This window comes from Pseudomonas sp. Leaf127, assembly GCF_001423155.1.
In the GTDB taxonomy this organism is placed as follows: domain Bacteria; phylum Pseudomonadota; class Gammaproteobacteria; order Pseudomonadales; family Pseudomonadaceae; genus Aquipseudomonas; species Aquipseudomonas ovata.
On record NZ_LMOA01000020.1, the window covers coordinates 143,372 to 163,899 of the forward strand.

Genomic DNA, 20,528 nt, shown 5'->3' on the forward strand with positions numbered 1-20,528 from the left:
GCGCTGGCCGTGCATGAGGCGCAGTAAAGGTGCTCGTAATCTTCACTAAAGTGCCCGATTAATGCGCTTTTGATCCGATAACTCTTGCTTTCCCTAGCTGATGGCGGAAAATCGCGACCCTGTTTTTCAGGGTGGGCGCCGCACTGCCACTCCTGGGGTGCCGGACCTTTCCGACACCCTGTTGCGGCGTCCTGCACTTGCGCTAACCGGCAACGGAGACACGACCGGATGAACGATCAGGCCAATGGCGTCGTAGAACGCCTGGATACAGCCCCCGCAGCCAGTACCGCGTGGAACCGTCACGATACCACCTGGATGCTCGGGCTGTTCGGCACCGCCATCGGCGCCGGCACTTTGTTTCTGCCCATCAGCGCCGGCATGGGCGGCTTCTGGCCGCTGCTGGCCCTGGCAGTACTGGCTTTTCCGATGACCTTCTATGCGCACCGTGGGCTGACTCGCTTCGTGCTCTCGGGTCGCAAGGGTGGCGACATTACCGACGTGGTCGAGGAGCATTTCGGCAAAGGCGCGGGTGCAATGATCACCCTGCTGTATTTCTTCGCCATCTTCCCCATCCTGCTGATCTACAGCGTGGGCCTGACCAACACGGTCAGCAGTTTCCTGCAGAACCAGATGCACCTTGAGCCGCCGCCGCGTGCGCTGCTGTCCTTCGTGTTGATTCTCGGCCTGCTGGTGGTGGTGCGCTGCGGCGAGCGGGTGATCGTCAAGGTCATGAGCCTGATGGTCTATCCGTTCATTGTCTCGTTGCTGTTTCTGTCGGTGTTTCTGATTCCGCACTGGAACGGCGGCATTCTCAGCACCGCCAGTACCCTGCCCGAGCCTTCGAGTTTTCTGCCGGCGCTGTGGCTGGCCATTCCGGTGATGGTGTTCTCGTTCAATCACACGCCGATCATCTCGGCGTTTGCCGTTGACCAGAAGCGCCGCTACGGTGACCAGGCCGAAGTGCGCAGCTCGCAGATCCTGGCACGTGCGCACCTGTTGATGGTGTTCATGGTGCTGTTCTTCGTATTCAGCTGCGTACTGACCCTGTCGCCTGCGCAACTGGCCGAAGCCAAGGAACAGAACCTGTCGATCCTGTCTTACCTGGCCAACCATTTCCGCAACCCGACCATTGAGCTGGTGGCGCCGCTGATCGCGCTCGTGGCTATCTCCAAGTCGTTCCTGGGTCACTACATCGGCGCCAGCGAAGGCTTCAAGGGGCTGGTGCTCAAGTCCGGCCTGCGTCCCGGTGCCAAGGCCCTGGATCGCTTGACTGCACTGGCCATGCTGCTGGTGTGCTGGATCGTGGCCATCCTGAACCCGAGCATTCTGGGCATGATCGAAAAACTGGGCGGCCCGGTGATCTCGGTCCTGTTGTTCCTGATGCCGATGTACGCCATCCGCAAAGTGCCAGCCATGCGCCAATACGCCGGCAAGCTGTCCAACGCGTTCGTGGTGGCAGCCGGGGTCGTGGCCATCTCGGCACTGGTCTGGTCGCTGGCGCACTGACAGGGCATCGCAAAGCCCTGCCATCAGGCGGGGCTTCGTGACGGCGCTTCAGTTGGGGTGCAGGGGGCGGGTCATGTACATGATGCTGGCGTACTCATGGACGTACTGGCGGCCTGCATGACTGGTCAGGCGCAGTTGGTCGATCAGTAATTGCTCTTTCTTGCTCAGGTATCTCAACGCCGGACTTTCGCTGGACTTCAGGCGATCACGTTCATGGGCGTCAGGGAATGCAATGACGTTCGTCATGAAAAATCTCCTTGGGAATGGTCCTTGTCGTACTGCCCCGTCGCTTTCACGTAGTGCGCTCATATCGCACTTTAAACGTAGCGACGACGCACCTTAACCAGAAACTCCGTGCACGGGCAAGCCCGTAAATGCGGGGCCTGTCACAGCACCTGTGTGACGTCGAACACCTGGCGTTCCCCGTTGACCACGATCGCGACCTCATCGCCTTCCAGTTTGCCCACCAGGCTCTGGCCCAAGGGTGCCCGAGCGGTGATGACCGTCACCAGGCAATCGTCCGCCTGGATTTTAAGCCCGGCGGCCTCCGGGCCGAGGAACAGATGGCGCACGTCGCCGCTGGCACTTTCCAGGGTCACCAGGTCACCCACCTGAATACCGCGTGACTGATCGAACGGCCTGGCCGGTGCCTGGCGGTACAGGGTCACGGCCTGACGGATTTCCTCGACGCGGCGCGCCTGCCCGGCGGCCAGATATGACGCCTCCAGGCCCAGCGTGTCGTACTTGTTCTCGGCAATGTTCTCTTCGTGGGTCGCCGCTTCATAAGCGGTCTGGGCCGCACGCTGGGCGATGTCCAGGTCGAACGCCAGGCGCTCGATGATCAGCTGCAGCAGGTGGGTCTTGTTCATGGCTTATCCACAGAATTCGGTGACGCCGGCACGGCTCTTGTCGCTGGGCGCGGTACGGTCCTGCTGCAGCCAGAAATCGCACTTGGCACGGTTGAAGGTGTTCTTGCGCTGGCTGTCAGCGTATTCGCGGGCCTGGCGGGCTTCGCTTTCACGCAGGCTTTGCTGGTACTTGTCGAACAGCGCGCCGGGCTGGGTCTCGACCGGGGCGGCCGGTGGCTCGGTCAGGCGCTGGGCGGCCGCTTCCAGAGGGCGGGTCTGCTCGGCGGGCAGGGCCTTGTACAGCAGCAGGCCGGTCAGCACGACGGCCACCACCCCCAGCCAGATGCCCAGGGCAATGCACAGGATCAGCTTGAGAGAGACATAGACTTCGCGACGATTGCTGTGGGACGACATGGCGGTCACTTCCGGGCGCGGGACGACAGGGGGTAATTGTGCCATGAGCGGCGCTGGTGCAAGCGGCCGGATCTGACGGACAATCGACTTTTAATCTGCCTGGCCATACGGAGCCGTGATGCAAGCCTCTTGGGACATCTTTTGCGATGTCGTGGATAACTACGGTGATGCAGGCGTTACCTGGCGTCTGGCGCGCCAATTGGTCGCCGAGCACAACTGTGCCGTGCGCCTGTGGATCAACGACCTGGCCGCCTTTGTGCGCCTGTGTCCGCAGGCCGACGGTACCGCCGCTGTACAGTGGCAATGGGGGGTACAGATCTGTCACTGGTCCGAGCCCTGGCTGCCGACCTCCGTCCCCGATGGGGTACTCGAAGCCTTTGCCTGTCGCCTGCCGTCGGCCTATACCGAGGCCATGCTGCAACGCAACCCCCGGCCGCTGTGGCTGAACCTGGATTATCTGAGTGCCGAAGACTGGGTCAGCGGGTGTCATGGCCTGCCGTCGCCGCAGGCCAACGGGCTGAAGAAGTTCTTTTTCTTTCCCGGCTTCAACGACCGCACCGGTGGCCTGTTGCGCGAACAGAACCTGATCGCGCAACGTCAGGCTTTTGTGACCGATCCTCAGGCGCAGCGCGATTTCCTGCAGGCGTTGGGCGTTAAACCTGAAGCGGGTGCGCGGTTGATCTCGCTGTTCGCCTATGAGAACCCGCAGCTGGGCAGTTGGCTGGATGAACTGGCCGGCGAGGCCCGGGTTTCTCATTTGCTGGTGCCGCCAGGGCGCATTCTCGGGGATTTGCAGCGCTGGCTGGGGGAGGCGGACTTGCCGGTCGGCACCCTTCGTCGGCGCGGGGCCCTGACGGTGCAGATCGTACCGTTCGTCCCGCAGCAGGATTACGACCGTCTACTGTGGTGTTGTGACTTCAATGTCGTGCGCGGCGAAGACTCGTTCGTGCGTGCGCAGTGGGCAGGAAGGCCGATGCTGTGGCACATTTATCAGCAGGACGGCGACGCGCATGAGCCCAAGCTCGATGCGTTTCTTGATCTTTACTGCGCCGGGCTTTCAGCCGAAGCCGCACAAGCCATGGCCGGGCTGTGGCGCTCCTGGAGCGCAGGCCAGCCGCTTGGCGAGTATTGGCGGCGCTTGTCCGGGCACTGGCCACAGATACGCCAACAGGCCGGCGTCTGGTGCCAACAGCAGGCATCAAGGCCTGATCTTGCGCAGGCGCTGGTACAGTTTTACCGAAATTCGCTATGATACGCGGCCTTGATATAAGGCTCTGTACGGAAACTGCCTGCGCAGGCTATTTCTCGTACAGAGCCTTTGGTTAATTCCATCCAATTTCGGATATATGCAATGAAAACTGGTAAAGAGCTGAAACCCGGTACCGTGATCCGTATCGACAACGATCCTTGGCTGGTGCAAAAGGCCGAGTTCACCAAGTCCGGTCGTAACAGCGCCATCATGAAGACCAAGCTGAAGAACCTGCTGACCGGTTACAAGACCGAGACCGTGTACGGTGCAGACGACAAGCTGGACGACGTGATTCTGGACCGCAAGGAAGCCACCCTGTCTTTCATCAGCGGTGACACCTACACGTTCATGGACACCACTGACTACACCATGTACGAACTGAACGCCGAAGACATCGAGTCCGTTCTGCCTTTCGTCGAAGAAGGCATGACCGACGTCTGCGAAGCCGTGTTCTTCGAAGAGCGCCTGGTTTCGGTAGAACTGCCGACCACCATCGTGCGCCAGATCGACTACACCGAAGGTTCCGCTCGTGGCGACACGTCGGGCAAGGTCATGAAGCCTGCCAAACTGAAAAACGGCACCGAGCTGAGCGTGGCTGACTTCATCGAGATCGGCGACATGATCGAGATCGACACCCGCGAAGGCGGTTCCTACAAAGGCCGTGCCAAATAAGCACTGCTTTGTAAGCGCCCACAAAAAAGCCCGCAATGATTGCGGGCTTTTTTGTGCCTGGTGTTTGATCAGACCGTGACGTGCAGGCGCACATCGACATTGCCACGGGTGGCGTTGGAGTACGGGCACACCAGGTGGGCGGCATCGACCAGTTGCTGGGCGTCAGCCTGCTCCAGGCCGGGCAGGTTGATGTGCAGGTCGATGTCCAGGCCAAAACCGCCAGGGATCTGGCCGATGCCGACATGGGCGGTGATCGACGCATCGGCCGGGATGCTGCGCTTGGCTTGTCCTGCAACGAATTTCAGGGCACCAATGAAGCAGGCCGAGTAACCGGCGGCAAACAGCTGCTCAGGGTTGGTGGCTGCACCGCCTGCACCGCCGAGTTCCTTGGGCGTGGCCAGCTTGACGTCGAGAATCTGGTCGCTGGAAATCGCACGACCGTCACGGCCACCGGTGGATGTGGCAACAGCAGTGTAGAGCGCTTGCATGGCATGTCCTCGCAGGAGTGGTGTTGCGCGCTAAAGTTTAGCGCGCTAACTGAATGTGAGGCGACTGTACTCCGTGATTAGTTTGCGCGCAAGTTAATTTTTGAAAATATGGACTGTGGCTGTAGGAGCGCGCTTGCCGGAATGCCGGACCACCGCGACCGAGTGCGTAGCGCTCGCAGAAATCTCGGAAACGCTGCAAATTTACGACTGCTAACGCAGCCGGTCGCGGGCAAGCGCGCTCCTACAAGGCCATGTCAGCCGCAGAGAGCCGGCACGTTATTCGGGTTTGATGAGGACGGGCAGGTCAGAAGCTGTAGGTCCCTGTCACCACCACGCTGCGCGGGTCACCCAAACGGATCTGGGCGGCGCTGGTGGCCGAGCTGTAATAGGTTCGGTCGTTGATGTTGTTCAGCGCCGCCCGCAGGTCCCAGTCCTTCTGGCGATAGCCGGCCAGCGCGTCCCAGCGGCCATAGCCGGGCAGGACCGTGGTGTTCTGGTTGTCGGCATAACGCTGGCCGACCAGGGTCAGGCCGCTTTCGGCGTACCAGCCCATTTCCGGTTTCCAGGTCACGAACAGGCTGGCGTTGCGCTTGGCGACGTTGCTGACCCGATTGCCTTCAAGGCCGTTGTTGTCCTCGACGATCGTTGCGTCCTGCAGGCCGATGCCACCGCGCATCGACCAGTGGCCACCCAGTTGACCGGTGGCCGTCAGTTCGATGCCGCGCGAGCGCTGCAGGCCCGACAGCAGGGTCAGGCCCGGATTGTCCGGGTCGCTGGTGCGACGGTTATAGAGTTCCAGCTCGTAGACGGCCAGGGTGGTGCTGAGGCGATCGTCCAGCCAGTCGCTCTTGACGCCGATTTCCTTCTGCTTGGTCAACTCCGGGCTCAGGTCATTGGTGTTGCCCGTGGCCCCCGGCGTAATGCCGATCAGGCCACCGCCGACCGGCGAGAAGGTCTTGGTCCAGGAGGCGTAGAACGAGTGATCGACCAGCGGCGTCCAGACCACGCCCACCCGCGGGCTGGTGCTGTGGCTGTCGCGTTCTTCATGGATATTACGCAGACGGTTGGTGGTCTCGACCTCGAAGCGGTCGTAGCGCAGGCCACCCAGCAGTTGCCACTGATCGTTGAGGCGCAATTGATCCTGCACATACAGGGCACGGCTTTCCACTTCGGTGTAGTTGCTGCTTGAAGGCGTCATCAGGCCGGTATGGCGCTGGTTGCGGTCAGGGTTGAAGAGATTCAGCGAGGGCACCGGCTGGCTGCCCGCGCCACTGGTCGCCGCGGTGTACAGCTTGGGATCACGCCGCTGGCTGCCGGTTTCGATGCCGGTGAGCAGGCGATGCTCCAGGCCGAAGGTGTCGACGCTGCCTTCAAACTCGATGTTATTGAAGACATTGCGGGTGCGCAGGTCCTGCTGCCAGTGCTGGCGGGTGACCCGGCCGGTGGTGGCGTCATAGGCGGTCTGGTAGGTGTTGTCGAAATCGCTGTCGAGCTTGAACACGCCCAGGGTCTGACGTACCTGCCAATTGTCGTTGAGTTCATAACTCAAGCGTGAGCGCAGCGATTGCGCCTTGTCATCGATGAAGTCGCCGCTGCTGCCATAGGTGGTGTCACGCCCGACATCGGCCGGACGCCCGTCGACGCCCGGGATGCCGCGATCCGGGGTGCGGTCGAAGCGGCTGTATTCGTACTGCACCAGCCAGTTCAGGCGTGGGGTGAGTTGCCAGCTCATCGAGGGGGCGAACAATTGCCGATGGCTGGAAATGTCATCGCGAAAACTGTTGCTGTCCATGTTGCCCATGTTCAGGCGCAGGCTGATGGTCTCGCTGGGGTCGGCGCTCAGGTCGGCATACAGGCTGCGCAGGTCTTCGCTGCCGCCCTGGGCTTCGATCGTCGAGCGACGCCCGGCCTGCGGGGTCTTGCTGACCCGGTTGACGATGCCGCCCTGGCTGCCGCGTCCGTAAAGCACGGCTGCCGGCCCCTTGAGCACCTCGAGCCGCTCGATATTATGCAGGTCGCGCACGTACTGGCTGTCGTCGCGAATGCCGTCCAGATAAAAGTCGTTACTGGCATCGAAGCCGCGAATGCGCAGGCCATCGAAGCGGGTGTCGGCGCTGTTGCTGACGTTGGGCAGGCCGCTCAAGGCCGTGCCCAGGTCCTGGGTACCGTAATCGAGCACATTGGCGGTCTTGACCGTATCGATGGCCTGCGGCACATAGCGCACAGGCGTCGAAGTACGGGTCGCGGTGCTGACCTCCTTGACCCTGGGACTGGATTCGTCCTGTTCAACGTCGGCGTTGATCGATGTGGCAGGCAGGGAGGTCGGGGCAGCACAGGCAAGGCCGGCGCCGAGCAAGGCCGAAATACCAAGGGCCAGCGGCGTAAGGCGGGAAGGGGCAGACATGGGGTGATGCATCCTGAGTGTGGGGCATTATGATTTTAGGATGCGAATGGTAATGCTTGCTATTTGCTGCTGCTAAGCCTTCTTTTTCCCCTGTGTTACGCAGTTGTTACAGGGTGTGTCTTGGTCGCCGGTAAAGGTTATCCTAGACACATTCTGCCTTTGGCGAGTCTTGCTGTCTGAACGCGGTCTACAAGTGCTTTTGCAAACTGTCACGCAGACCCACCAGTTGTTCTTGCAGCTCGCGCAGCGTGTCCAGTTCCAGCCCGCTGGCCGAAAGAATGCAATTGGGGACGCTGAGGGCTTTGTGCTGCAAGGCACGGCCTTGCTCGGTCAGGTGCAATAACACCACACGCTCATCCTGTTTACTGCGTGTGCGGCTGATCAGGCCTTCGCTTTCGAGGCGTTTGAGCAAGGGTGTCAGTGAGCCGGGATCGGTCAGCAGGCGCGTACTGACGTCGCCTACGGTCAGGCCATCCTGTTCCCAGAGCACCAGCATGGCCAGGTATTGTGGATAGGTCAGGCCCAGTGCCTGGAGCAGGGGCTTGTAGACCTTGGTCATCGACAATGAAGTGGAATACAGCGCGAAACACAACTGGTTATCCAGGCGCAGTGCATCGCAGGCAGGGGTGTCGTCGGTTTTTGGGCCAGTCATGGGTTATCCAGGGCAGTAGCGAACAATAGGTTTAATTTAGTGCTGCGATCTTTAATGCGCCAGATAATTCATCGGCGCAGGGATAGGCAGGCTGTGATGTCTTGACTGTTTTATCGAGGAAACCCAGTGATTGAGGTGGTGATGTTCATCGTGCTCGGGGCCGCCATGGGCACCCTGGGCGGCTTGTTCGGGATTGGTGGCGGGCTGGTGGCGATTCCGGCGCTGGGTGTGCTGTTCGGCCTGGACCAGCAACTGGCCCAGGGCACGGCCTTGTTGATGGTGTTGCCTAATGTGTTGCTGGCACTCTGGCGTTACAACCAGCGCAACCGGATCCGCCTCAGGCATGCCTTGCAGTTGATCGTGCCCAGCTTTGTCTTTGCCTGGATCACATCGCTGTGGGCGGTGCGCCTGGACCCGCAAGGCATGCGTCTGGCCTTTGTGCTGTTCTTGCTGGTGCTGATTGTTTTCAATCTGATGCAGATGGTGCGCAGCAGCGCACGCGTGGGTGCCGGTCTCAGGCATGAGCGCCGGTTGTGGATGCTGGGCATCGTGTCGGGCGTGACCGGCGGTCTGTTCGGGGTCGGCGGCGGTGTGGTGGCCACGCCGGTTCTCACCAGTGTGTTCGGCACCAGCCAGGTGGTGGCCCAGGGCCTGGCACTGGCACTGGCAGCCCCCAGCACCGGCATTACCTTGCTGACCTATGCCTGGCACCAGCATGTCGACTGGCACATGGGCATACCGTTGGCCATCGGCGGCCTGGCCAGTATCAGCTGGGGCGTCAAGCTGGCCCATTCGCTGCCCGAGCGGCGGTTGCGCACCCTGTTCTGCGTGTTTCTGATGTTCTGTGCTGCGGCCCTGGCCTTGAAGGGCTAGAGCGCAGCGTGAAGCTTGCAGTTGTACGTGCTCAGGCACGCACGCCCTTGAGGGTGTCGGCAATCAGGAAGGCCAGTTCCAGCGACTGGTCGGCGTTCATGCGCGGGTCGCAGTGGGTGTGGTAGCGATCCGACAGGCCGTCTTCGGTGATCGGGCGCGCGCCCCCGATGCATTCGGTGACGTTCTGTCCGGTCATCTCGATATGAATGCCGCCGGCATGCGTGCCTTCGGCCTGGTGTACCTGGAAGAATTGCTTCACTTCGCTGAGGATCTGCGCAAAGTCCCGGGTCTTGTAACCGCTGCTGGCCTTGATCGTGTTGCCATGCATCGGGTCCGAACTCCACAGCACCTGGCGGCCTTCGCGTTCGACGGCGCGAATCAGGGCCGGCAGATGGTCACCGACCTTGTCGGCACCCATGCGCGCGATCAGGTTCAGGCGTCCGGGGTCATTGTCCGGGTTGAGCACATCGATCAGGCGGATCAGGTCTTCGGTGTTCATGCTCGGCCCGACCTTGACGCCGATAGGGTTGTGCACCCCACGCAAGAATTCGACATGGGCGCCGTCCAGTTGCCGGGTACGGTCGCCGATCCACAGCATGTGCGCCGAGCAGTCGTAGAAATCCTGGGTCAGGCTGTCGCGGCGCACGAAGGCTTCTTCGTAATTGAGCAGCAGGGCTTCATGGGCGGTGAAAAAGCTGGTTTCGCGCAGTTGCGGCGCGGTGTCCAGGCCGCAGGCGCGCATGAACGCCAGGGTTTCGTCGATGCGGTCGGCCAGTTGTCCGTACTTTTGCGCCAGCGCCGAGTTGGCGATGAAGTCCAGGTTCCACTGGTGCACCTGGTGCAGGTCGGCAAAGCCGCCCTGGGCAAAGGCGCGCAGCAGGTTGAGGGTGGCGGTGGACTGGTGATACGCCTGCAGCAGGCGATCGGGGTCCGGTACGCGGCTTTTGCTATCAAAGCCGATGCCATTGACGATATCGCCGCGGTAGGCGGGCAGGGTGACGCCCTCGAGGGTTTCATCGTTGGACGAGCGAGGCTTGGCAAACTGCCCGGCCATGCGCCCGACCTTGACCACCGGGCAACCGGCGGCAAAGGTCATGACAATCGCCATCTGCAGCAATACCTTGAAGGTGTCGCGAATCTTGGCGGCTGAAAATTCGGCGAAGCTCTCGGCGCAATCGCCGCCTTGCAACAGAAACGCACGGCCCTGGGTGACCTCGGCAAACTGGCGACGCAGCTCGCGGGCTTCGCCGGCAAACACCAGCGGCGGAAAACTGGCCAGGCTCTGCTCGACCCGCTGCACATGCGCAGCATCGGGGTAGAGGGGTTGCTGCTGGATCGGCAAGGCTCGCCAGCTGTCCGGGCTCCATGTTGGCTTCATTGTAAGCACTCTTTATCAGGGCTGATCGAAAGCGGCATGGTAGGGGCTGTTGCCATTGCATCACAACCGCGCCGAGGCCTGTTTGCCGCTTGCTGCGTCGACAAAACCGCCCGCTTGGTCGACAATTCCCGTTTTGCGCGTGGCCTTTGCACGCGCGCGCCGCCAGGAGAGGTCATGACCCACGAGCGTGAAGAGCGGGTTCTGGCTGAAGTCCATGATGACTTCGGCAAGATTCGCGTACTGGAAGTGGACGACTACCGTTTCCTCGAATTCGGCGATGCCATCGAGCAAAGCTGTACCTTCACCGCCGATCCCAGCTGGCTGGAATACGACTACACCCGCGCCATGCTGGTCGGTGCGTTGTGCCACGAGGCGCCGGACAGTGCCTTGTTTCTCGGCCTGGGTGCCGGCACCCTGACCCAGGCCTGCCTGAAGTTCCTGCCGCTGGAAGATGTCGAGGCGATCGAACTGCGCCCTGAGGTGCCACGCCTGGCCATGGAATACATGGGGCTGGACGATGACCCGCGCCTGTACGTGCGTATCGGTGATGCTCTGGAACTGCTTGAGACGGCAGAGCCCGCCGACCTGATCTTCGTCGACCTGTATACCGATGTCGGCCCTGGTGTCGGGCACCTGGCCTGGGTGTTTCTGGAGAATTGCCAGAAACGCCTGAATCCTGGTGGCTGGCTCATCATTAACCAGTGGGCAGCCGATGACGGCCGACCCTTGGGCGCTGCGTTGTTTCGCGGTCTCTACCATCGGCACTACTGGGAGTTGCCGGTCAAGGAGGGCAACGTCATTCTGATTGTGCCGGCCGATCTGGATCAGGAACTGTGCAAGGAATCGCTGATCGAGCGCGCCGAGGCCCTGGCGCCGCGTCTTGGCTACTCGCTGCAGACACTGATCCGCGACCTGCGCCCGGCGACCTGAACAAAGGCTGTAAAACCGTTCAACGGGCGAGGCATTTTGTCGCGCCCGACCAACGGTGAGGGGCCGGCTTTTTCGCCGAACATGAATCGTTTTAGCAGGCGCAGCCGGATAATCGCCCTTGTGTCACTGGTCATGGCACAGAAAGTCGGTATGAACACGCATTAAACAGGCGTGGTGGACGCAAGTATTCATAAAAAAACCCTCACTTTTTCCGCTAATTCCGGTATAGTGCGCGCCGGCCTTTACAGGGCCGTTATCCAGGCGATGCACTCACCGGAGCCTGCTTCGGTGGCATGTTCGTAACGCGAACTACCCTGGTTAATCCATTCATCAATTGTTTTCGCAAATCCCCGCCACAAAGCAGCCAGGGTGACTCTTGAGTCGTACACGGCACGCGCAGCTTTGCAGCATGGGTCTTTGCGGATGCACCAGAGGCAGACCCATGACCCAGGAAATTGGCGGCTTCGCCGCTCTCGACCTTCATCCAAGTATTGTTGCCGCCGTCATCGCGACAGGCTACGAAGAGCCTTCGGCGATTCAGCAGCAATCGATCCCTATTATCCTTGCCGGCCACGACATGATCGGCCAGGCGCAGACAGGTACCGGTAAGACCGCTGCCTTCGCTCTGCCTATCCTGAGCCGTATCGACCCGAGCAAGCGTGAGCCCCAGGCCCTGATCCTGGCGCCCACCCGCGAGCTGGCCCTGCAAGTGGCCACCGCCTTTGAAACCTACGCCAAGCAGATGCCAGGCGTGAACGTCGTGGCCGTCTACGGCGGTGCGCCGATGGGCCCGCAGCTCAAGGCCATCCGCAACGGCGCGCAAATCGTCGTCGCCACCCCGGGCCGCCTTTGCGACCACCTGCGTCGTGACGAAAAAGTCCTCGCCACCGTGAACCACCTGGTTCTCGACGAGGCTGACGAAATGCTCAAGCTGGGCTTCATGGATGACCTTGAAGTCATCTTCAAGGCCATGCCTGAAACCCGTCAGACCGTCCTGTTCTCGGCCACCCTGCCGCAGTCGATCCGTGCCATCGCCGAACGCCACCTACGCGATCCGAAGCACGTCAAGATCCAGACCAAGACCCAGACCGTCACCAAGATCGAGCAGGCTCACCTGCTGGTTCACGCTGACCAGAAGACCAACGCCGTCCTGAGCCTGCTGGAAGTCGAAGACTTCGACGCCCTGATCATGTTCGTGCGTACCAAGCAGGCCACCCTGGACCTGGCCAGCGCCCTGGAAGCCAAAGGCTACAAGGCTGCTGCCCTGAACGGTGACATTGCCCAGAACCAGCGTGAGCGCGTCATCGACTCGCTCAAGGACGGTCGCCTGGACATCGTGGTTGCCACCGACGTCGCCGCTCGCGGCCTGGACGTTCCGCGCATCACCCACGTGTTCAACGTCGACATGCCGTACGATCCTGAATCCTACGTTCACCGTATCGGCCGTACCGGCCGTGCCGGTCGCGAAGGCCGTGCGCTGCTGCTGGTCACCCCGCGTGAACGCCGCATGCTGCAGGTCATCGAGCGTGTGACTGGCCAGAAGGTTGCCGAAGTTCGCCTGCCGGACGCCGAGACCATTCTGAGCGCCCGTATCAAGAAGCTGACCAACAGCCTGACGCCGCTGGTGGCCGATGCCGAAGCCAGCCATGGTGAACTGCTCGACCGCCTGACCGTCGACATCGGTTGCTCGCCGCGTGCCCTGGCTGCGGCCCTGCTGCGCAAGGCCACCCTCGGCCAGGCGCTGACCATGGCTGACATCGAGCGTGAGCGTCCGCTGGTGCCGAACAACGCCCCGCGTGGCGATCGCCCTGAGCGTTCCGGTGCTGACCGTGCCGATCGCGGTGATCGTCCAGAGCGCGAGCGTCGTGCGCCGCTGCCACTGGCCGAAGGCCGTGCCCGTTGCCGTACCGCGCTGGGTGCGCGTGACGGTATCGCCGCCAAGAACCTGCTCGGCGCCATCCTCAACGAAGGTGGCCTGGCCCGTGATGCGATCGGTCGTATCCAGATTCGTGACAGCTTCAGCCTGGTTGAACTGCCAGAAGAAGGCCTGGAGCGTCTGCTGACCAAGCTCAAGGACACCCGCGTCGCCGGTAAGCAATTGAAGCTGCGCCGGTATCGTGAAGACTGATCCAGTCTGAATGAAAAAATCCCCGACTGGTTCGGGGATTTTTTTTGCCTGTGTATTGCATGCGGGTCGCATGACACGCCCGGCCGGTCCTGCCCGTAGGAGCGGCTTCAGCCGCGAACGGCACAGCACAGACCTGGCGTCGCCTGCGTCCCGGCTGAAGCGGGTTGCCGCCCGGCCGGTCCTGCAGGTAAAGCGCCGCCCGGTCGGCTCAGCCGAAACGATAGATATCCATCCCCAGCGCCCCCAGGGTAAAGCCCTGGTGCGCAATGCTGAACGCACCCCCGGCGCCGCGGGCGAAGTACAGTGGCAGCAGGTGTTCGTCGCTGGGGTGGTTGCGCACAGCGTGCGGTGCCAGGCGCCGATAATCGTGCAGGGCCGCTTCATCATCGCGCACCAGGTGCTCGATCATCCAGTCGCGAAACGCCAGGGCCCAGTCGGTGGCGTGTTCGGGGCCGGCCTGCCAGTCCAGCTCGCGCAGGTTGTGGGTGATGCTGCCGGAACCGATGATCAGAATCCCTTGTTCGCGCAACCCGGCCAGCGCCTTGCCCACCTGCGTCTGCAGCACAGGACCCTGCCGGCTTGGCAATGACACTTGTACGATCGGGATATCGGCCTGCGGGTACATCAGCGACAGGGGCACCCAGACGCCATGGTCGAACGGTCGCTGGCGGTCGAACTGCACCGGCAGGTCAGCGGCTTCAAGCAGCCTTGCAACCTCGAGAGACACTTCAGGCGCACCCGGGGCCGGGTACTGCACGGCAAACAGTGCCGGTGGAAAGCCACCGAAGTCGTGCCAGGTGTCCGGTTGCGGATTGCTGTTGATGCTCAGGTGAGCGCTTTCCCAGTGTGCCGAGACGATGACAATAGCGCGTGGGCGTGGCCATTCGGCAGCCAGGCGGGCCAACGCCGGGCCACTGGCGCCAGGTTCCAGCGCCAGCATGGGCGAGCCGTGGGAAATGAACAGGCTGGGAAACATGAGCGACGTCCTGAAGATGAGCGATGGCCTATCTTCAGGCACAGCAACGATCCGAATCTAATATAAGTTCTGCGGTTTATTCATCGAATTTCTTGAAGTGTCCAAAGCAAAAGTGGCGACTCGCGTCGCCCCCTCTGCATTCCCCCCTCACTGTCAGCCGCGCTGGCGCAAGGCCTCGATGCGCTGTTCGAGCGGCGGGTGGCTCATGAACAGGCCGGCCAGGCCGTGCTTGAGGCCGCCGTTGATGCCAAAGGCACTCAGGGTGGCCGGCATCTGCACCGGCACGCCCTGTTCGGCCTGCAGGCGCTGCAGCGCACCGATCATCGACTGGGTGCCGGCCAGGCGGGCACCGGCTTCGTCGGCGCGGTATTCACGCTTGCGCGAGAACCACATGACAATGGCACTGGCCAGAAAGCCCAGGACCAGTTCGGCGAAGATCGTGGTGATATAGTACGCCACGCCCTGGCCGTTCTCGGTCTTGAAGATCACCTTGTCGACAAAGTTGCCGATGATGCGCGCAAAGAACATCACGAAGGTGTTCACCACGCCCTGCACCAGGGCCAGGGTCACCATGTCGCCATTGGCCACATGACCGATCTCGTGGGCCAGCACTGCCTTGACCTCGTCAGGCGAGAAGCGCTCCAGCAGGCCCTGGCTGACCGCGACCAGTGCATCGTTACGGTTCCAGCCGGTGGCAAAGGCATTGGCCTCGTAGGCCGGGAAGATGCCTACCTCGGGCATCTTGATGCCCGCCTCGCGGGCCAGCTCCTCGACGGTTTGCAGCAACCATTGTTCATGGCGGGTGCGCGGCTGGGTGATGATCTGGGTGCCGGTGCTCATTTTTGCCGACCATTTGGAGATCAGCAGCGAGAACAACGAGCCGGCAAAACCAAACACGGCGCAGAAGACCAGCAGCTGATTGAGGTTCAGATCCACCCCATTGGCCGCCATGAACCCGTTGAAGCCAAACAGGCTCAGGGTGATGCTGGCAATCAGCACCACCGCCAGGTTGGTGGCCAGAAACAGCAAGATGCGCATCATGGTCGAAACGTTCTCCTCGGAACAAATATGTAACGCGATGCCGGGTATATAAGGCGATGCCAGTCGCTATTCAACAGAGGGACTATTTCAAACTGTGTCGTTTTCTTGCAGACAGGATAAATCGTTCAACCTGAACGCCGGCTGAGGGGGGGTGGGAGGGCGGGGAATGGACGGTCCTGCCTGGAACGGCAGGACCGAGGGCAGAGCTTACTGGCGATAGCCCTTGAGGAAATTACCGATACGGCCGATGGCCTGCTCCAGGTCATCGACCCGTGGCAGTGTGACCACGCGGAAGTGGTCTGGCCAAGGCCAGTTGAAGGCGGTGCCCTGGACGATCAGCAGTTTTTCCGAGAGCAGTAAGTCAAGGGCGAACTTCTCATCGTTATGGATCGGGCAGACCTTGGGGTCGATGCGCGGGAAGGCATACAGCGCACCCATGGGCTTGACGCAGCTGACGCCGGGGATGTCATTGAGCAATTCCCAGGTGCGGTTGCGCTGCTCCAGCAGGCGACCCGGCGGCAGCACCAGGTCATTGATGCTCTGGTAGCCGCCCAGCGCGGTCTGGATGGCGTGCTGGCTCGGCACGTTGGCGCACAGGCGCATGTTGGCGAGCATGTCGATGCCTTCGATGTAGCTCTGCGCGGCATGTTTGGGGCCGGAGATGGCCAGCCAGCCGGAGCGGAAGCCCGCGACCCGATACGATTTGGACAGGCCGTTGAAGGTCAGGCACAGCACGTCGGGGGCCAGCGAGGCGGTGCTGATGTGCACGGCTTCGTCGTAGAGGATCTTGTCGTAGATTTCGTCGGAGAAGACCACCAGATTGTGCTGGCGGGCCAGCTCCAGCATGCCCAGCAGCACTTCGCGCGGGTACACGGCGCCGGTCGGGTTGTTCGGGTTGATGATCACCAGGGCCTTGGTATTGGGGGTGATCTTGGACTTGATGTCGGCCAGATCCGGCCACCAGTGCGCCTGCTCGTCGCACAGGTAGTGCACCGGGTTGCCGCCCGACAGGCTGACCGCCGCGGTCCACAGCGGGTAGTCCGGGGCCGGGATCAGCACTTCGTCGCCATTGTTGAGCAGGGCCTGCATCGACATCACGATCAGTTCGGAGACGCCATTGCCCAGATAGATGTCCTCGATGCCGACACCTTCAACCTGCTTTTGCTGGTAGTACTGCATGACCGCCTTGCGGGCGCTGAACAGGCCCTTGGAGTCGCTGTAGCCCTGGGCGGTGGGCAGGTTGCGGATCACGTCCTGGAGGATTTCATCAGGGGCTTCGAAACCGAATGGCGCCGGGTTGCCGATGTTCAGCTTGAGGATGCGATGGCCTTCCTCTTCCAGGCGTTTGGCGTGCTTGAGCACAGGCCCGCGAATGTCGTAGCAGACGTTGGCGAGCTTGTTCGATTTGCTGAACTGCATGTGGAAAATCCCGAAAATGGACGTGCGAATGCCTGGACAACGAGGTGGCGGCCGCAGGGCGCCCCATGGCGGCCGTGAAAAATTGGGTTTGTCTGTGTCAGACGCGGATGACAGACTGACGACTGATGAGGCGCAATCATACGTGCCACCCGATCCGTGGAAAAGACACAGATCGGGGTTTTTCGGACGCGGAGGTGTACCAGTGGACAAGTTGCAAAAGACCCGTGAAGAATGGGAAGCGATGCTCGATCCTCTCCAGTACCAAGTGTGCCGGCTCAAGGGCACCGAGCGGCCCTATACCGGCAAATACACCGACACCAAGACAGACGGCGTCTATCATTGCGTCTGTTGCAACGAAGCGCTGTTCGACTCGGCGACCAAATTCGACTCCGGCTGCGGCTGGCCCAGTTTCTATGCGCCTATCGGTCAGAGCGCGGTGGTTGAAGTGCGCGATATCAGCCACGGCATGATCCGCACCGAAACCGTCTGCGCGCGCTGCGATGCGCACCTGGGTCATGTCTTCCCGGATGGCCCGCCGCCCACCGGCTTGCGCTATTGCATCAACTCGGTGTGCCTGACCCTGGTGCCGCGTGCTGAATCCTCGTCCCAAGCGCCTGACTGATCCGGATCGACCATGAGCCAAGACCTGCTGAGCATTCCCTGTACGACCCTGAGCGGCGAGCGCAAGACCTTCGGCGAGCTGGCCGGCAAGGCTACGCTGGTGGTCAACACCGCCAGCCAGTGCGGCTTTACCCCGCAATACAAGGGGCTGGAACAGCTCTGGCAGCGTTATCGCGAGCGCGGGCTGGTGGTGCTGGGCTTTCCGTGCAACCAGTTCGGCCATCAGGAGCCGGGCAGTGCGCGGGACATCGGCCAGTTCTGTGAGCTGAACTTCGGCGTCAGTTTTCCGTTGTTGGGCAAGGTCGAAGTCAACGGCGGCGGGGCGCATCCGCTGTTTGTCGAACTCAAGCAGCGCGCTCCCGGCCTGCTGGGCAGCCAGCGTATCAAATGGAATTTCACCAAGTTCCTGATCGGTGCCGATGGGCAGGTCCAGCGCTTCTCGCCACTGGTCAAGCCACAGGCGCTCGAGGCGCGAATCGAAGCGCTGTTGGGCTGACTGGCGGCGCTGTTGTGTGTCACTGGGCTATGTGGGGCAGCGCCGTACGTTCCTGGCTGGCCGGCACCCACTGGTGCAACAAGTCCTGCAACTCGGCCCGGCGAAACGGTTTGGCCAGGTAGTCGTCCATTCCGGCGTCCCGACAGCGCTCGCGTTCCTCGGGCATGGCGTTGGCGGTCAAGGCAATTATCGGCAGGTTGGGCCAGCGCCCGCTGCGTCGAATCAACCGACTGGCCTCGTAGCCATTCATCACGGGCATGTTGCAGTCCATCAGCACCAGGTCAAAGCGGCTGTGCTCCAGCGCTTCAAGCGCCTCGCCGCCATGGGCACTGATGATCACCTCGCAACCGAGCTTGTCCAGCATGCCCTTGGCTACCATCTGGTTGACCGGATTGTCTTCCACCAACAGTACACGCGCCTTGCAGGGGAGGGTGCTTTCGCGCAGCACGTCTTTGCCTTCGGCCGTTTCCTGGCGCAACGCTCGGCGCAGCATCTGATAGAGCGCATTGCGCGCCAATGGTCTGGCCAGTTGCTGCAAGGGGGCGAGGGCGCTGACCTGCTCGGCCGGTATGAAATTGCCATAAGCGGTGACCAGCAGGATCGGCACCGAGGTGGTGCGGCGAATATCGAACAGGCATTCGGGGCAGTCGGTGATCAGCAGGTCGGGCCGGGCGTCGGTCTGCGCACAGCTGCCTGCCTCATCGATCCCCCGGCGCTCCAGTGTGACGCCCCAGCCAGGCAAGTGATTGCCCAGCAGTTCCACCAGGCCGCTGCCGGCGGTGCTGACGACAGTGACTCGCCCGCTCAGTCGCGCATGGGGCACCGCTTCAAGGTGCACCGGCAGAGGCAGGTCGGCGCAGAAGCGGCTACCGAATCCGGGCTGCGACTCGATCTCCAGGCGGCCGTTCATGGCCTCGCAGAGATTGTGCGTCAGCGCCAGGCCAAGGCCGGTGCCGCCGAACTGCCGGGTAATCGCCGTCTCGGCCTGGGTGAACGGCTGGATGATCCGGGCTTGTGCTTCGCGGGCAATGCCGATGCCGGTATCGCGCACCTCGATCCGTACCCGGTGGATCAGGCTGTCGCTTTCCAGGTAATGGCCCAGGCGGACATCCACCCGGCCGAAACGGGTGAATTTCAAGGCGTTGGACAGCAGGTTGCTGACGATTTGCCGCACCCGCGTCGGGTCGCCCAGAACGGACGCCGGGAAGTCAGGGGCGATCAGGCACGTCAGTTCGACGCTGGGGGCGGTGTTCTGCGAGAGCAGGATGGCGGTGTCTTCGGCCAGCGCGCACACATCGAAGGGGATGCGCTCGAACTCCAGGTGCCCGGCATTGAACTTGGACATGTCGAGAATATCGTTGAGCAACTCGACCAGCACCTTGCCCGAGTCGTGGGCGATTGCCAGTTGCTGGCGTTGCTCCGGATTCATTGGCCCATCCAGGGACAAGGCCAGCATGCCCAGCAGGCCGTTGAGCGGGGTACGGATCTCATGGCTCATGTGCGCCAGGAAGGCCGAGCGCGCCTGGGCCATGTCCAGGGCCGTGCTGCGCGCCTGTTGCAGCTCTTCGTTGGACTGGCTCAGGCGCAGGTTGCTGGCCTTGAGTTCGGTGGTGCGTGCGGCAACGATGTTTTCCAGTTCATCCAGGTGGCGGGTCAGCCGGTCTTCGGCTTCATGGCGCTGGGCAAACTCGCTGGCCACGGTTTCGATCTGGCGGTTGACGGTCTGGACCAGCACGCCGATTTCGTCATGCTGATGACCGGGCGGGCAGACCAGCTTGTCCTGCTCGTGCCGGCGCGGGTCATGACGGGTAAGGGCACCAATCAGGTCGACCAGCGGCTTGGTCAGGGTCATATAGAACAACACGCACAGGATCGCCGCCAGCGCCAGGCTGCGCACGAAACCGTTGAGCAGGGTAATCTCGGCGCGCTGCAGGAACGGGCTGCCGAAGGCGAAGGTGTCGACCGTCAGGCGCAGGGTGCCGATCGGCTCGTTGGGCATATTGTCCAGGCTCAGGACTTGTTCGAACTGGCGGCTTTCGCCGAACAGGTGATCGCTGAGCATCCTGAAGCGACCTGAGCTCATGGGACGATCAACACTGGCCAGCACGATATTGTTATTGTCGGTCAGCCGGGCACTGACCACGGCCGATGAATGCAGCAGGCCCAGGGTCAGTTCCTGCGCCAGTTCGGCGTCGAGGTTGTAGGCGATGCGTGAAGCCGGATTGTGGCTGATTTCCAGCAACGAGCGAATTTCACGATCGATGGACGCATCTTCGCTGGCATAATCGAGGCTGATCTGCAGCAGACTGAGCAAGGTCCCGAGCACAAAGCCGATCACGACGGTCAGGCGCGCCTGCTTGAACGACAACCTGTTGGTAAAGGCTATATCCATAGGTACTGCTGCCTGCTGTCCGGCTTTGTAGCATAGCTGAT

The 20,528-nt window shown here is 61.8% G+C and carries 19 protein-coding genes; 8 read left to right on the top strand and 11 right to left on the bottom strand.

Translation table 11 applies throughout. The features are described from left to right. The first annotated feature begins 228 nt into the window (after window positions 1–228). Entirely contained in the window at window positions 229–1,506 is a 1,278-nt protein-coding gene (locus ASF84_RS11285) for a serine/threonine transporter (RefSeq protein ID WP_056838298.1), read from the top strand. A gap of 48 nt (window positions 1,507–1,554) precedes the next feature. Here the strand turns inward: ASF84_RS11285 and ASF84_RS11290 are convergent, their stop codons facing one another. From ASF84_RS11290 to ASF84_RS11300, 3 genes are all read right to left on the bottom strand, one after another. Next, entirely contained in the window at window positions 1,555–1,752 is a 198-nt protein-coding gene (locus ASF84_RS11290; protein WP_056838301.1) for a hypothetical protein, read from the bottom strand. Window positions 1,753–1,892: 140 nt separating this feature from the next. Then, window positions 1,893–2,375, bottom strand: a complete 483-nt coding sequence (locus tag ASF84_RS11295) for a GreA/GreB family elongation factor (protein ID WP_056838303.1) — start codon at window positions 2,373–2,375, stop codon at window positions 1,893–1,895. 3 nt (window positions 2,376–2,378) lie between these two features. Then, a complete protein-coding gene (locus ASF84_RS11300) occupies window positions 2,379–2,768 on the bottom strand; it encodes a hypothetical protein (protein WP_056838305.1) in 390 nt (129 codons plus the stop codon). 118 nt (window positions 2,769–2,886) lie between these two features. Between ASF84_RS11300 and earP the strand changes: the two genes are divergently transcribed. Together earP and ASF84_RS11310 are read left to right on the top strand one after the other, a co-directional pair. Beyond that, window positions 2,887–4,020 (top strand): elongation factor P maturation arginine rhamnosyltransferase EarP, encoded by a 1,134-nt coding sequence (gene earP, locus ASF84_RS11305; protein WP_056838307.1) that lies wholly within the window; start codon window positions 2,887–2,889, stop codon window positions 4,018–4,020. A gap of 99 nt (window positions 4,021–4,119) precedes the next feature. Beyond that, a complete protein-coding gene (locus ASF84_RS11310; RefSeq protein ID WP_056838310.1) occupies window positions 4,120–4,689 on the top strand; it encodes an elongation factor P in 570 nt (189 codons plus the stop codon). A gap of 68 nt (window positions 4,690–4,757) precedes the next feature. Here the strand turns inward: ASF84_RS11310 and ASF84_RS11315 are convergent, their stop codons facing one another. The 3 genes from ASF84_RS11315 to ASF84_RS11325 all read right to left on the bottom strand — a co-directional run bounded on the left by ASF84_RS11315 (window position 4,758) and on the right by ASF84_RS11325 (window position 8,233). Then, window positions 4,758–5,177, bottom strand: coding sequence for an organic hydroperoxide resistance protein (locus ASF84_RS11315; protein WP_056838312.1), 420 nt, complete (start codon window positions 5,175–5,177; stop codon window positions 4,758–4,760). Between the two features lie 304 nt (window positions 5,178–5,481). Then, window positions 5,482–7,581: a TonB-dependent receptor gene (locus ASF84_RS11320; protein WP_056838314.1), complete on the bottom strand. Its 2,100-nt coding sequence runs from the start codon at window positions 7,579–7,581 to the stop codon at window positions 5,482–5,484. A gap of 187 nt (window positions 7,582–7,768) precedes the next feature. Continuing rightward, on the bottom strand, window positions 7,769–8,233 hold the full coding sequence (locus ASF84_RS11325; protein WP_056838315.1) for a MarR family winged helix-turn-helix transcriptional regulator: 465 nt from the start codon (window positions 8,231–8,233) through the stop codon (window positions 7,769–7,771). 126 nt (window positions 8,234–8,359) lie between these two features. Between ASF84_RS11325 and ASF84_RS11330 the strand changes: the two genes are divergently transcribed. Further along, a complete protein-coding gene (locus ASF84_RS11330) occupies window positions 8,360–9,106 on the top strand; it encodes a sulfite exporter TauE/SafE family protein (RefSeq protein WP_056838317.1) in 747 nt (248 codons plus the stop codon). A gap of 31 nt (window positions 9,107–9,137) precedes the next feature. On the opposite strand, the gene ASF84_RS11335 is transcribed toward ASF84_RS11330, so the two are convergent. Beyond that, window positions 9,138–10,484: a class II 3-deoxy-7-phosphoheptulonate synthase gene (locus ASF84_RS11335; RefSeq protein ID WP_056838319.1), complete on the bottom strand. Its 1,347-nt coding sequence runs from the start codon at window positions 10,482–10,484 to the stop codon at window positions 9,138–9,140. A gap of 174 nt (window positions 10,485–10,658) precedes the next feature. On the opposite strand from ASF84_RS11335, the gene ASF84_RS11340 reads away from it, so the two are divergent. Both ASF84_RS11340 and ASF84_RS11345 read left to right on the top strand, forming a co-directional pair. Continuing rightward, window positions 10,659–11,414: a spermidine synthase gene (locus ASF84_RS11340; protein ID WP_056838322.1), complete on the top strand. Its 756-nt coding sequence runs from the start codon at window positions 10,659–10,661 to the stop codon at window positions 11,412–11,414. 409 nt (window positions 11,415–11,823) lie between these two features. Then, window positions 11,824–13,542, top strand: coding sequence for a DEAD/DEAH box helicase (locus ASF84_RS11345; RefSeq protein ID WP_177339464.1), 1,719 nt, complete (start codon window positions 11,824–11,826; stop codon window positions 13,540–13,542). 208 nt (window positions 13,543–13,750) lie between these two features. Here ASF84_RS11345 and ASF84_RS11350 read toward each other — a convergent pair whose 3' ends face one another. The 3 genes from ASF84_RS11350 to ASF84_RS11360 form a co-directional block, all read right to left on the bottom strand. Continuing rightward, window positions 13,751–14,518 carry a DODA-type extradiol aromatic ring-opening family dioxygenase gene (locus ASF84_RS11350; protein ID WP_056838326.1) on the bottom strand — a complete coding sequence of 256 codons (768 nt, stop codon included), beginning with the start codon at window positions 14,516–14,518 and terminating at the stop codon, window positions 13,751–13,753. 153 nt (window positions 14,519–14,671) lie between these two features. Then, a complete protein-coding gene (gene htpX, locus ASF84_RS11355) occupies window positions 14,672–15,559 on the bottom strand; it encodes a protease HtpX (RefSeq protein ID WP_056838328.1) in 888 nt (295 codons plus the stop codon). Between the two features lie 207 nt (window positions 15,560–15,766). Further along, on the bottom strand, window positions 15,767–16,978 hold the full coding sequence (locus ASF84_RS11360; RefSeq protein WP_056838329.1) for a pyridoxal phosphate-dependent aminotransferase: 1,212 nt from the start codon (window positions 16,976–16,978) through the stop codon (window positions 15,767–15,769). 202 nt (window positions 16,979–17,180) lie between these two features. Between ASF84_RS11360 and msrB the strand changes: the two genes are divergently transcribed. Continuing rightward, window positions 17,181–17,600, top strand: a complete 420-nt coding sequence (gene msrB / locus ASF84_RS11365) for a peptide-methionine (R)-S-oxide reductase MsrB (protein WP_056838331.1) — start codon at window positions 17,181–17,183, stop codon at window positions 17,598–17,600. 12 nt (window positions 17,601–17,612) lie between these two features. Further along, window positions 17,613–18,095, top strand: coding sequence for a glutathione peroxidase (locus ASF84_RS11370; protein WP_056838333.1), 483 nt, complete (start codon window positions 17,613–17,615; stop codon window positions 18,093–18,095). Window positions 18,096–18,114: 19 nt separating this feature from the next. On the opposite strand, the gene ASF84_RS11375 is transcribed toward ASF84_RS11370, so the two are convergent. After that, entirely contained in the window at window positions 18,115–20,487 is a 2,373-nt protein-coding gene (locus ASF84_RS11375; RefSeq protein ID WP_056838334.1) for a hybrid sensor histidine kinase/response regulator, read from the bottom strand. Between the last annotated feature and the right edge of the window lie 41 nt (window positions 20,488–20,528).